Source organism: Pedobacter sp. AC212 (assembly GCF_979258625.1).
In genome coordinates this window covers 4,444,343-4,457,240 of record NZ_OZ409870.1, presented here as the reverse complement: position 1 = coordinate 4,457,240, position 12,898 = coordinate 4,444,343, and the positions used below count along the sequence as shown (strand labels likewise).

Below are 12,898 nucleotides of genomic sequence, written 5' to 3'. Positions count from 1 at the left end.
AGAAAGGGATGTGTTTCACGAAAAATATAACAGAAAATTAAAGCAGATGTTTTGGCGGTGCTGGTTTAGTGTATTGCCTCGATAAGCTATTTACTTATCGAGGCAACTGTACTGTATGTTTTATTGAAGATTTTAACTATTGCAAACTCTAAAGCAAATATCACTATCCCTTTAAAATCTTTGCCTTTTCACCATCAAATTCTTCTTGCGATAAAATTCCAGCATCCAACAATTCCTTCAAATCAAGCAAGGCTTGCTTTTTACTTGCCATATCATTTTTGGCAGGTTCAGCGGTTTCTTGTACAGGTGTTTTAGTGGCTTGCGGAGAAATGTTTGATGGTCCAAATTTTAATAATAATTCGGTAATCTCATTAAAGCCTTTAATGTTTGAATAATCAATCGCTTTTTGCTCCTTAACATTTACAATAGTAGGATCGGCAGCTTTTTCCAGAAGAAACTTTACCACATCTTTCTTTCCATTTGCAGATGCATAGTGCAAAGCAGTGTTGCCGCTTTCATCTTGAATATTTACATCGGCACCCTTCTCTAAAAGCAATTTCAACATATTTAAATGGCCACTTTTAGCGGCAACATGTAACATACTTTCGCCACCATATTCATAAGAACTATTGAAAGAAAAACTCGCCGAGATGGAAATATTGTTAGCGGTTTCTACCCATTCGAGGTAAGAATACATCGAATCATCATTGTTGGTTAATGGCTTTGCATAATTTACATTTACACCATTATTTAAAAAGAGCTCAACAATTTCCTTCTGATTATTGGCACAGGCGTACCAAATAGGAGAGAGGCCATTTTTTGAAGACACAAAAACATCAGCACCTTTATCGACCAAAATTTTAGTTAGCATTCTGTTCGAATCGTAACAGGCAATTAATAAAGCAGATTCGCCCTGATGATTTACTTGATTGATGTTGCCACCATTCTCCAAAATCAATTCTACCATTGGCGTATTTTTCGATTTTACTGCAAAAAGTAAAGGTGAGTCTCCTTCTTTATCTGTGGTGTTGATATTGGCACCATGGTTTAAAAGCATTTGTACCACTTCTTTATTTCGCCAACTGGCAGCAATAAGTAAGGCAGTTTGCGCTTCGTTGTTTTCTTTATCAACCTCCAAACCTTTTTCCAATAGTTTTTCCAAAACCTCTATTTGTCCGTTTTGAGCGGTAATGTGTAGCAGACTGTTTCCTTTATAATCGTTAATGTCGATTTTTGCGCCTTGATCTAAAAGATACAGCGCCGTTTGTTTCTGCTTTTGTAAGCAAGCGAAGTAAAATGGTGTTTCACCTGCGTGATCTGCGTAGTCCAAATCAGCTCCCTCATTGATCAAGATCTGCACTAAATCCAAATAGCCGCGGTGAGCAGCATAGTGCAGCGCAGTTCTGCCCTTTTCATCGGTATAACCTACTTCAACTTCTTTGTTGGCCAATAAAAGCTCGGCAATTTTTCGTTTACCGCTTTCGCAGGCAATTATAAATGACATCGACATAATTCTTTTCTATTAAGCTTGTTTCATTAAAAGTTCTACTGTTTTTATTTTGTAATTATCATTTGATGCAAGCATCATTGGCGTTTGATCTTCATCGTTGGTAATATTGGCATCGGCACCATTTTCAAGCAAAAGTTTCACCTTACGATAAGTATCTTTAGCTTTATCATGATCGTCATTTACGTTATATGCGCAAACTTTATGCAATAAAGTATTGCCTTTTTCATCTTGCGCATTGATATCAACAATGCCTGTGTCTAAAATCGCTTGAATAATTTCTGCAGATTTCCCTGCAGCCATATCTAAAGCTGTTTTTTGCTCTCCATAACGATTACATGCTTTTTGTAAATCTGCACCATCATTGATCAACTGCTTAATGATGGCCTGGTTGGTTTCCAAACTATCGAAATTAATTTCTGTGATGTAATTGAACAAAGCGGTTTGGCCCACACCGTTTATCTCATTTAAATTGGGCGATGCATATTCGCTAAGTTTCAAGTAAGCATTAAGGTCATGATTCCAGACAATGGCATAGTAAAATGCATTGTTTCCATCATCATCAACATGGTTTGGATCGGCGCCATTGGCTAAAAGTACATCGATAAAAAATGGCTTTCGAAACCTGAGCGCAGAAATTAATGCAGTTTCGTTTTTAATGTTTGGCGCATCTACATTTAATCCCATTTGAGCCAATGGATTGATATAGTGATGCATTCGTTGAATATATTCATCGCCGCCAAGCCCATGTGGTACATTCGCTTTCACCAATTGATGAATGATGTTTTCATCCTCGTGATTCATGAAATTAATGTCGCAACCATAATTAACTAAGCTTTGGATACAGCTTAAAGTAGCACCGCGAAGAAATGCGAAGCTTAGTAAAGTTTCACCTTTTATCTCATCGTTTATATTCGTGAAATGACTAATAAACGTGTCAAAAAATACATTTATTTCATCATCGATATCCCTGTAATTGAACAAAACATCGAAGAAGCTATATTGGAAACTGTCGTATTCATAAATATCGGTTTCGATAATTTTTTGTTGTACAAACAATTCCAAGATTTCGAATTGCTTGTTTTGAATCAAGATTTCAATCAGCATTGCTTTCACCTGAATATTTAGATCAGCTGGCAATTTTTCACCGTTCGCAAGTGCTGTAATTGTGTTGGCAAAATCTCTGTTTCGTATCGATTCTTCTAACATTATTGAGCGTTTTTCATTAACAATTCTACTGTTTTTATTTTTAAATTATCATCAGAAGCCAACATCAACGCAGTTTTATCCTCGTCATTTGTTGCCGTGATAGCAGCATCGTTTTCAATTAATAGCTTTACTTTTCGATAAATTTCTTTGGCTTTTTCAGGTTCATAATTAACGTTTTGCGCACAAACTTTATGCAGTAAACTGTTCCCTTTATTATCATTTCTATTCACATCCACTTTGCCGGTTTCTAAAACGGCTTCTAAAATTGCCGCAGGCTTTTCAGCAATTAAATCCAGTGGTGTGGTTTCAGTACTGTAATAAACGGAGGGCTGGTAAAGATCTGCACCATCTTCCAACAATTTAATCAAAAATGTACATTCAGTATCCGAATTGTACATCATTCTCACATACTCAAACAATAAGGTAACTTGATTTTTATTTACCACCTCAAAATTCGGTAGTGTAAATTCTCGCATGATATCGTACATCTTTATACTTTGCAAATGTGTTACTGCATAAAAGAAAGCCGAATTTCCTGTTTTATCTAAATGGTTTGGATTGGCTCCATTGTCCAATAGGAATGAGAGAAATTGTATTTTGTTAGATTCAACCGCATTTATTAAAGGGGTTTTTTCCACTATATTTTGTGCATCGACTTCTAAGCCTTCCTTTATTAATAAATTGATATAACTTATTTGGAGGTCATGTAATTGCTCTTCGTTTAAATCAAATCTTTTTTGGTTGTTTTTTACCACCTGGTGGATGTAGCTTTCTTCTGCATTGGTTTTGAAATTCACGTCGCAACCAGCATCAATTAAAATTTGAATTAGCTCAACAGGCACCAATTTTTCAAAGAAAAAACCCAATAACGTTTGTGCTGAAACTTCATCATTCAGGTTGTCGAACTTTGAAATGAAATTCTTGAAAAACTCCAAGCCTTTTCCGTCTACTTTTAAATACCTGATTACTGTTTGAAAAATGCTTCCATCAAAATTTTCGAACTCATAAACATCTGTTTCGATAGTTTTATCCTTAATTAAATGCAAAATTATGTCGTATTGCTCGCCGCGGAAGAGATTATCAAATATTTGCGATTTCTGATGGGGTTGTAGCGTTTTCGGAAGTTTTTCACCAGCTAAAAGTTTAGCATATGCATCTGTGAAATTTGCTGAATTAAAAAGTTGTTCTAAAGTCTGCTCACTCATATTAGTTATAATAGCCAAGTTTTTGAATACATGTTTTCTAAATAATAACGTAAATGAGTTGGAGATGTTCATTATCAACCAACGAATATTCATTTAACACCAGTTATTTAGGGTAAAATAATAAAAATATTTAGGGCTGATTTTTTGGAGGGAAGTACTGAAGTAAATGTAGAAATTTTATTTTGACTCATCAATTCTGATGTTCTCTGTTTGAAATAGAAATTGTTTGTCTCCTTTTTTAATGTATTTTTCAAAAGGTAAGCCATTGGTTTTTTCAGGCACCTCTACTACAACATATTTACCAGTCTCTTTGTATTTAGAATAAACAATATCGAAGGATAGTATGATTTTGTTTGCTAAAGGAATATGCTTTCCATCATTACCGATAGAGAACGATTTTTTTTCATCATAATCTTCATAGTGCAGATTATTTTTCTTTTCTGAATCACCTGTTTTGCCAAGGTTGATTGAATTTTTCTTATCATTTTTTACATTGATGAAAAGAAGATGCTCGCCCTTTTCATCAACCAATTCACAGTAAATTTCGTCGCCTCTTTGTCTCCAGTTTTGAATGCTTATAAATCCTTCTATAGCTATCCTTTGTCCGTCATAGTTGTTTTTGGCATAGAGCGTTTCGTAAACACTTTTAGCATCTTTGTTAGGCAGCAATTTTCCTTTGTCCAGTTCTGCTTTGCATGAAATTACCAGGAGTAAAAGATAAAATAAGGAAGTTTTAGATCTCGTTTTCATCAATTTTAGATTAAGTTCAAGGAGGTTTAACCGTTGTTAATAAGCAACATTTTGCAGTAGATAAATTGAAAGTTAAAAAACTAAAATCATTAACTAGATCATTTTAGAAAAAATAGTTTCCACATTCTTATCGATGCTATAAATAACATTACAATGTTCCTTAATTCATTCGATTATTTTATCTTTAGGCGATTTAAAAAAACTCGGTTTACAATCTTAATCGAGATAATATTTAACTTATTAAAGCAAAATCAATTTAAACATGTCAAATACATCAAAAATTATCTACACCAAAACCGACGAGGCGCCAATGTTGGCTACTTATTCACTTTTACCTATTGTACAAGCTTTTACCGCATCAGCAGGTATTGATGTAGAAACCAGAGATATTTCTTTAGCAGGAAGAATTTTGGCGAACTTTCCTGAGTATTTAAACGACGATCAAAAAATTGGAGATGCATTAGCTGAACTTGGTGGATTGGCAACAACCCCGGAGGCGAACATCATCAAATTACCTAATATATCTGCATCAATTCCGCAATTGGTAGATGCCATTACTGAACTGCAATCACAAGGTTATGCTCTGCCGAACTATCCCGATAACGCACAAACTGAAGAAGAAAAAGCCATCAAAGCGAAATATTCAAAGGTTTTAGGTTCTGCGGTTAATCCCGTTTTACGTGAAGGAAATTCTGATCGCAGGGCACCAAAGGCAGTTAAGAATTATGCAAAACAAAATCCTCATTCAATGGGTAAGTGGTCTGCAGATTCGAAAACTAAAGTAGTAAGTATGACTGAAGGCGATTTCTACGGATCGGAAAAATCGACCACAGTTGCAGAAGCTGCTCAGTTTAAAATTGAATTCGTGGCCGAAGACGGTGCGGTAACTGAATTAAAAGGGCTATCTCCATTAAAAGCAGGGGAGGTGATCGACTCATCAGCTTTGAGTTTATCATCCCTAAAAGCTTTTGTTACCAAAGAAATTAAAGAAGCAAAAGATGCGGGTGTGTTATTATCTGCACACTTAAAAGCTACAATGATGAAGGTTTCTGATCCGATTATTTTCGGTGCCATTGTTGAAGTTTATTTTGCTGATGTATTCACTAAATATGCTGATCTTTTTAAAGCATTGAATGTTGATACCCGCAATGGTTTGGGCGATGTTTATGCAAAAATTGCAGGCAATCCGCAACAAGCGGAAGTTGAGGCTGCTTTAGCTGCGGCAATTGAAAATGGACCGGCTTTGGCCATGGTAAATTCTGATAAAGGAATTACAAACTTACATGTGCCAAGTGATGTGATTGTTGATGCTTCTATGCCTGCAATGATTCGTACTTCTGGACAAATGTGGAATAAAGAAGGTAAACCGGAAGATACGATTGCGCTAATTCCAGATCGCTCGTACGCTGGTGTTTATACTGCAACAATTGATGATTGTAAAGCAAACGGTGCTTTTGATGTTACCACAATGGGTTCGGTACCAAATGTGGGTTTAATGGCCCAAAAGGCAGAGGAATATGGATCTCACGATAAAACTTTCCAGGCTACTGCTAATGGAACAATTCGCGTTACTGATGCTGATGGAAAAGTTTTCTTTGATCAAAAAGTTTCAACCGGAGATATTTTCCGCATGTGCCAAACTAAAGATGCACCCATTCAGGATTGGGTGAAATTAGCGGTTAACAGAGCTCGTTTATCTGAAACCCCTGCTGTTTTCTGGTTAGACGAAAACAGGGCGCATGATAGAGAAATCATTGCTAAAGTGAATAAATATTTAAAAGATCACGATACCGAAGGTTTGGATATTCGCATCCTTGCGCCAATTGAGGCTACGAAGTTTACTTTACAGCGTATTCGTAAAGGCGAAGATACTATCTCGGTTACTGGTAATGTTTTAAGAGATTATTTAACAGATCTATTCCCAATTTTGGAATTAGGAACTTCTGCAAAAATGTTATCTATCGTTCCTTTAATGAATGGTGGTGGTTTGTTTGAAACTGGTGCGGGTGGTTCTGCTCCGAAACATATCGAGCAGTTTATCCACGAGGGTTACCTCCGTTGGGATTCTTTAGGTGAGTTTTTGGCCTTACAAGCTTCATTAGAGCATTTATCGCAAACACAAAATAATAGCAAAGCACAGGTTTTAGCTGATGCTCTGGATGAAGCAAATGCGAAGTTCTTAGCTACAGATAAATCTCCAGGCAGAAAATTGGGAACAATTGATAACCGTGGCTCTCACTTTTATTTGGCCTTGTATTGGGCAGAGGCATTAGCTGCACAAACGAAGGATGCCGAGTTGCAGGCAAGATTTGCGCCTTTGGCAAAAGCATTAACTGAGAACGAAACGAAAATTACAGAAGAGTTAATCGGCTCTCAAGGTAAAGCGCAGGAAATTGGTGGCTATTATCATCCAAATGATGATTTGGCTAGTAAAGCAATGCGTCCAAGTGCGACATTAAATACTGCATTAGCATCGTTATAAAATAAGCTTTTAAGTATAATCCCCAGCTGCATCTTTTTCAGCTGGGGATTTTTTTTATGATTTTTTGCTGTGGAATTTATCGATTTCCCATTTAGTTGCATTGTTTAGAATGTAATTAGAAATGGCTTCGAAAGCCCGGTTATCCCGGATGATATTGTCGTAAAAGCGGGTTTGCCATCCAAATTCAATGCCCAATCTGTTGCAATGTTTGGTTACAGCAGATTTATAACCTCCAACGATAGAAGATATGGAATTTTTGCCCTGGTTTTGAAAGCGTGATTGTCCAGGAGATTTCGGGATATCGGCGGTGGGATGGGGATTGTGTGGTGGCACTAGAGACAAGGCATGCCTTGTCTGTACATCATCCCCGGCATTATTCCCATCCAAAATCAAAATCCCATGAATATGATTAGGCATTACGATAAATTCGCCCAGTTCGATATTGATGTTGTGATGTTTTATTTCATACCGCAAAATATCGGCAATTACACCCGCATTTGTTAGTATCATTTCGCCATTCTTCACCTTGCCAAAGAAATGACGTCGGTCCATTGTACAAATCGTAATAAAATAGGCGCCATCATTGGCATAATCCCAAGTCTGCAATCTTGCAGAAGGAATTCTGTATTTATTCAGGTACTGTTCATTCATCGGAGTGTTAATTCATCCTATGAATATAAATAAAATCAGGCACTTTAATTTGAAAATGTGCGAGGATTTAAATAACAAAAAAGGGCAACCATAGTGATTGCCCTGATAAAAATGTTTTTTTTCTCTAGTAAGCACCTAGATAAAAGCTGCCAGATTGATTCTTTAATTTGGCGCCTTTAGTAACTGTTTTGGTTTTGTAATTGATTACATATAAATTTCCATCAACACCGTTTGGCGTCATTGGAATATAAACATTATCGCCTGCAAGGCCAATATTTTGAAACTGACCGAATGTGCCAGTTAATGCGGTTCCGCCATTTTGAGCAGCAGTTAAACCTGAGTAACCACCATCGGTTTGTTTTTCTGTAGTTAATCTGGTAGCAGTTTTAGCATTTAAATCGATCAACGCCAAGTATCCACCCTGAACGCCTGTTTCAGTAAATAGTACGATACCGACACCATCTTTAATATATTTCCAAGCACTAATAGCAACATTATTGGCAGTACCTAAAGCAGTTTTTAAATTGAAATTATAAGTGTTGTCATATTCATTACTAGAAGCATTGATACGCAAAATCTGAGCGCCAGAGGTTGCTGTAGCCTGATAAACGTTTCCATCGGTACCCACATATTGCGTCATGGTGCGATAAGAGTGGTTGTTTACTTTACTGATATTAGGATCTACAAAGATCAATTTTGGGTTGGTTAACGATGGGTAATCAACAACTAAGGTTGCTGTACCCAATTCTCTTACCCCTGTAGACCAGGTTTGCGCAGTACCAGCAGTATTTACACCAGATTTCTTAATTACATCTGTTCTAGACACATTACAGCCAATAAAAATTTTGGTTTTTGCAGCATTTAAAACCGGTACATCGATACGGCCAATTTGATAACCTGCTTTGGTTTGCTCAGCAGTAAAAGGTATAATAAACTCTGTTTGACGGGTAATTTGCGGATCATTTAAGTTCAGCACTGCAATTTTAGCTGTACTTTTTACATCAACAAAATCAGCTCCTGCGCCAGTAGCCGGAGCGCCAGTAATCACAGATGATGCAAATACACCTATGCCAATGCCGTCGCCAGCCACTACCCAACGAGGAGACGAACCAAGAATTGGCTCAGTGTTTACCTCTTCACGAGTATCTATAAAGTTTTTGTCGCCTTCTACTTTATATTTATTGAAGATACCACCATCTGTACCTGTATACTGGATGTTATATAAAAAGTTTCCGTTTGGAGAACTTTGTACACGGGCAGTACGCTGAGACCTTAAACCGTATCCATTGGCAAATACATTTACTTCGAAGTTAGGGTCAACAGCTTGTGCAAGCGTAATAGCAAAAGCTCTTGTACCACCATTTCCAGCGGTGCCTTCAGCATCTGGAAAAGCAGCAGTCAATGTTATAAATTTTCTATCCCAAATATCTGGTCCCGAAACACCAGTTTCTGGTGAATCTCCACCATCTTTTTTACAACCAGCTAAGGCACTGATGGCTAATACTGATCCGAATAGTGCGGTTTTTAGTAAATTAGTTTTCATGTTATACTTATTTAAAGTTATTTATAGTGTAATTCAATTTGAAATAAAATGCCCTTCCTGGTCGCTGCACGCCAAAATTGTCGTATACTTCAGCATTTAGCAGGTTTTTACAATCTAGGCTCGCAACCAGTTTTCCAGTAGGGAAACGATAACTTGCTCCTAAATCATGAGTAAATTGGTTCGGGGTAGTAAACCATTCTGATTCAATCCAAATGGTACTAAAAGCGGCTACATATCCGGCATTGTAGTAAACGTTCATTACAGATTTCTTTTGAAATAGGTTATCGAAGCGATACTGAATATTCCCGTTCACCGTAAAGAAAGGTTCATTCGGAACCTGTTTGTTGTATAAGCTGTTTGGATTTCCGCGTTCATCAAGCTCGACTTTGTATAGTGAATTGAATTTTGAGAAATTTACCATAGCGTTTAATTTGTTAGCATAGATGTAATTAACCTCGGCCTCAAATCCAATAGATTGTGTTTTTGATAAATTAACAAACTGAGTGACCTGGATATCTTCTACCTGATTTTCACGTCCTTCAATTACGGGATCTACACGGGTTTGTTGAATAATTTTATCGTAACCATTTCTCCAGAAAGCATTTCCATACAAAGAGAATTTATGCTGGTTTGATGTGTTAAAGTTGTATCGTCCACCCAAATTGTAATTGATGGCCAATTCCGGCAAAATATTTGGGTTAGCCAGCAAATTGTTTTCTGGTTCACCATATATATGTCTATCAGTAGGCATGATAAATGATTTCTCTGCGGATAGAATCAAAAATCCGTTGCGAATTGCTTCAAAAGAAAGCGTACCACCGAAGCCTTTATTATCTCTGGTAGTGCTGCTGTTTTGATAATTTAGTATGCCATTTAATTCGCTTATTGGTCTTTGCTGGTCAGTTTTGTAGATGGCATACTTTCCAAATATGTTGGTTTTCAATTTCCCACGAAGAAGTTCGGCCTCATAGTTCATGGCGAAAATATTGGTAGTCAATCCGTTAAGCGTAATCCACTTACTGCGTTCCGGAATCAGCAGGTCCTGGTCATTCCGGTCAGATTGCTCGAATTTATGATTCAACGAGACACGGTGGCCAGACACGATGGTGTAAGCTAAATTCGAGCGGATGTTGGAAATTTTACGTTCGATATTACTCATTACCGCCGCACCTTGCTGCCCCATTCCTGGACTATATCCATAGGTCTCTGGCGGGCCTTCGGAGTTTTTAACCAGCAGCGTTCCATCCCAGTTATATTTTAAACTTACCGTATCTTCCAGATAGGTGCTTCTTCTGCTGTGAACTGCATTAACAGTAAGTGCCAAGCCATCCAACAAAAAGTTATTCTTATTATAATTCAAGCTTAAAACATGAGCTTGATACTCGTTAAATCTTCCGAAGTAGGGCTTAGTCATCGTTATCCCATGTGGAATTTGTTTATATGAATCTGAAATGTTGTAGCCGATAAAAAATTGATCTGCCCATTTTACATTGGTGAAACCCGCTTCAAATCGGCCACCAATGGTTTCAAATTCATCATTAGGCCGCTTGGTGCGATAGTTTCTAATAATTCTTCCGCCAGGCAAAGTGTATTTTGAAAACTTTCCCCACATTTCATAATTATTGTCCGAATAACTGTAAAAGCCCGATGCTCTTGCTGTAAAGCCATTTTTCTGATTGCGGTATAATGCACTTACATCTGCTCTGTAGGTATTAAAAGATCCATAAGAAGCTGCAGCAGTTATGTTATTTGCTGAGGCATCTTTTTTCATGATCACGTTGATGGCGCCGCCGATGTAATTTCCACTTAAATGAGATGGAAGTACGCCTTTGTAAACCTCTATGCGTTCAATCATCGATGGAGGAATATTATTAAGATTAAAGGAAGAGCCGTAAGTTGATATCTCAATTCCATCTAAAAACAAACCGATGGTACTGCCCGACATGCCATTCAAATTATATTCAATGGGCGATCCTTCGCCACCATTCTGACGAACTCTGACGCCAACTGCCCGGTCTAGAAGTTCATTTGTGGTGAGGTTTCTCAATGAAGCCTCTTTGGTTTCGATTATAGACATTGCAAAACCACTGGTTTCCATTTTGCGTTTTTCGGTTTTGCCAGCTATACTTACCTCCTGCAAATCGCGATTAACATTTTCCTTCACTTTGGTATTGAATACGATGCTTGGTGAATTGATGTTTATATTTTGCGTCTTCTTTTCAGAAACTACTGAGCTGATTAACAGTGTGTAACTACCATATTTAACGTCTTTGAATTCGTACCTCCCTTTCTCATCAGTCATCGTGCTTCTATTAAGCTCTTTGATAATAACTGTTGCACCATCCATCGGCTGTCCGCTATTATTGGTGATTTTCCCGGAAAGAGTTGCTGTTTGAGCGATAGCAACTATAGAAAAGCAAAGGAAGAATAGGGATAGTAGCGATATTTTCATCGATTATGTAACTTTTTTAAATTCTTCTTTAGAATAGGTCTTAATAAGAATAACTTTGCGCAAAGATAAAATCTGAATATGACGCAATCAGAAGAAATTGTAACGCCAAAAGGAGAATCTCGACAAGCGGTAGAGAACGTATTCTTATACAATCAAAATATGGAAGTGAGTTACAGCACTTCAATTTACGATAGGAATAAAATAGAAATCAGGTTGAACCATCCAGATGAATTGGAAAAGGAAACCTATCAAATGATATTTGTGCTGAAGGGAAATATAAAGGTTTCTAAATCTGGATCTAACCATGAGTTTGTCGAAATAGCAAGCCAACAACATAATCTATTTCGATTGGCTTTTAAATCTACGAGAATACTGGTTGATACTTCCGATGATATGCTGTTCATCAACCTAAGTAAGTCTTTTTTAAAACGATTTCTACCTCATGAACATCCTGCCTATAAGCTGCTGTTGAATGAAGATTTAGATAGTCAAATGGTATTATCAACCATCAATATGCCTATTACGCCAGAAATCAGTGCGATTTTGCAGAAGTTAGGCAATTCAGATCAATCCACATTTTCAGATCAGTTACTGCTTGAATCTAAAGCGATCGAGCTTTTTGCTCTACAAATCTCACAGTTTGAACAGCTACAGAATAGCGAAGCGCCGGCAAAGCTTAAAAAGATAGAGATGGAGAGGATGCACGAAGTGCGGGAAATTCTTATTCAACAATCCGGAGATCAGCTTTCGCTACGAGCCCTTGCTCACTTAGTAGGGACAAATGAGTTTAATTTGAAAAGGGATTTTAAAGCCTTGTTTGGAAAAACTGTCTTTGCCTATCTTAATCAGCATAAAATGGAAAAGGCCAGAAATATGTTGATTGAAGAAGATACTACAGTTTCAGAAATCTCTAAAAGAATGGGTTACAAACATGCCACTCATTTTACAAGTGCGTTTAAGAAATATTTTGGCTACTTACCGAATAAGATTAAAACCGGTAAATTATCACTATTAATTTTCTTTGAAGATTTTATTGCACTATTGGAAAACCTAAGTCTTTTAACCATTTAGATTTCAAATTATAAAGAACTGTTTTGCA

General features: G+C 37.1%; 9 protein-coding genes. 2 read left to right on the top strand and 7 right to left on the bottom strand.

The annotated features are described in order from the left end of the window. Positions 1 to 163: 163 nt before the first annotated feature. The 4 genes from ACZZZC_RS19120 to ACZZZC_RS19105 all read right to left on the bottom strand — a co-directional run bounded on the left by ACZZZC_RS19120 (position 164) and on the right by ACZZZC_RS19105 (position 4,671). A complete protein-coding gene (locus ACZZZC_RS19120) occupies positions 164 to 1,504 on the bottom strand; it encodes an ankyrin repeat domain-containing protein (RefSeq protein ID WP_463483598.1) in 1,341 nt (446 codons plus the stop codon). Positions 1,505 to 1,522: 18 nt separating this feature from the next. Further along, positions 1,523 to 2,716 carry an ankyrin repeat domain-containing protein gene (locus ACZZZC_RS19115; protein ID WP_463483597.1) on the bottom strand — a complete coding sequence of 398 codons (1,194 nt, stop codon included), beginning with the start codon at positions 2,714 to 2,716 and terminating at the stop codon, positions 1,523 to 1,525. Continuing rightward, on the bottom strand, positions 2,716 to 3,921 hold the full coding sequence (locus tag ACZZZC_RS19110; RefSeq protein ID WP_463487916.1) for an ankyrin repeat domain-containing protein: 1,206 nt from the start codon (positions 3,919 to 3,921) through the stop codon (positions 2,716 to 2,718). Before ACZZZC_RS19110 ends, ACZZZC_RS19115 begins: the two co-directional genes overlap by 1 nt. 177 nt (positions 3,922 to 4,098) lie before the next feature. Next, positions 4,099 to 4,671 (bottom strand): hypothetical protein, encoded by a 573-nt coding sequence (locus tag ACZZZC_RS19105; RefSeq protein ID WP_463487915.1) that lies wholly within the window; start codon positions 4,669 to 4,671, stop codon positions 4,099 to 4,101. A gap of 262 nt (positions 4,672 to 4,933) precedes the next feature. Here ACZZZC_RS19105 and ACZZZC_RS19100 point away from each other — a divergent pair, with 262 nt between their 5' ends. Next, a complete protein-coding gene (locus ACZZZC_RS19100; RefSeq protein WP_463487914.1) occupies positions 4,934 to 7,153 on the top strand; it encodes an NADP-dependent isocitrate dehydrogenase in 2,220 nt (739 codons plus the stop codon). A 54-nt stretch (positions 7,154 to 7,207) separates the two neighbouring features. On the opposite strand, the gene ACZZZC_RS19095 is transcribed toward ACZZZC_RS19100, so the two are convergent. From ACZZZC_RS19095 to ACZZZC_RS19085, 3 genes are all read right to left on the bottom strand, one after another. Beyond that, positions 7,208 to 7,804, bottom strand: a complete 597-nt coding sequence (locus ACZZZC_RS19095) for a transposase (RefSeq protein WP_463487913.1) — start codon at positions 7,802 to 7,804, stop codon at positions 7,208 to 7,210. Positions 7,805 to 7,928: 124 nt separating this feature from the next. Then, the gene (locus ACZZZC_RS19090; protein ID WP_463487912.1) at positions 7,929 to 9,347 is read right to left on the bottom strand and encodes a hypothetical protein; all 1,419 of its coding nucleotides are present in this window, start codon (positions 9,345 to 9,347) and stop codon (positions 7,929 to 7,931) included. A gap of 7 nt (positions 9,348 to 9,354) precedes the next feature. Beyond that, a complete protein-coding gene (locus ACZZZC_RS19085) occupies positions 9,355 to 11,799 on the bottom strand; it encodes a TonB-dependent receptor (RefSeq protein ID WP_463487911.1) in 2,445 nt (814 codons plus the stop codon). Between the two features lie 78 nt (positions 11,800 to 11,877). On the opposite strand from ACZZZC_RS19085, the gene ACZZZC_RS19080 reads away from it, so the two are divergent. Further along, a complete protein-coding gene (locus ACZZZC_RS19080; protein ID WP_463483590.1) occupies positions 11,878 to 12,870 on the top strand; it encodes a helix-turn-helix transcriptional regulator in 993 nt (330 codons plus the stop codon). The last annotated feature ends 28 nt before the right edge of the window (positions 12,871 to 12,898 follow it).

Bases quoted from the DNA above. Each gene is read 5' to 3' on its own strand.
- ACZZZC_RS19120 (WP_463483598.1), bottom strand. From the start codon at position 1,504: ATGTCATTTATAATTGCCTGCGAAAGCGGTAAACGAAAAATTGCCGAG.
- ACZZZC_RS19115 (WP_463483597.1), bottom strand. From the start codon at position 2,716: ATGTTAGAAGAATCGATACGAAACAGAGATTTTGCCAACACAATTACA.
- ACZZZC_RS19110 (WP_463487916.1), bottom strand. From the start codon at position 3,921: ATGAGTGAGCAGACTTTAGAACAACTTTTTAATTCAGCAAATTTCACA.
- ACZZZC_RS19105 (WP_463487915.1), bottom strand. From the start codon at position 4,671: ATGAAAACGAGATCTAAAACTTCCTTATTTTATCTTTTACTCCTGGTA.
- ACZZZC_RS19100 (WP_463487914.1), top strand. From the start codon at position 4,934: ATGTCAAATACATCAAAAATTATCTACACCAAAACCGACGAGGCGCCA.
- ACZZZC_RS19095 (WP_463487913.1), bottom strand. From the start codon at position 7,804: ATGAATGAACAGTACCTGAATAAATACAGAATTCCTTCTGCAAGATTG.
- ACZZZC_RS19090 (WP_463487912.1), bottom strand. From the start codon at position 9,347: ATGAAAACTAATTTACTAAAAACCGCACTATTCGGATCAGTATTAGCC.
- ACZZZC_RS19085 (WP_463487911.1), bottom strand. From the start codon at position 11,799: ATGAAAATATCGCTACTATCCCTATTCTTCCTTTGCTTTTCTATAGTT.
- ACZZZC_RS19080 (WP_463483590.1), top strand. From the start codon at position 11,878: ATGACGCAATCAGAAGAAATTGTAACGCCAAAAGGAGAATCTCGACAA.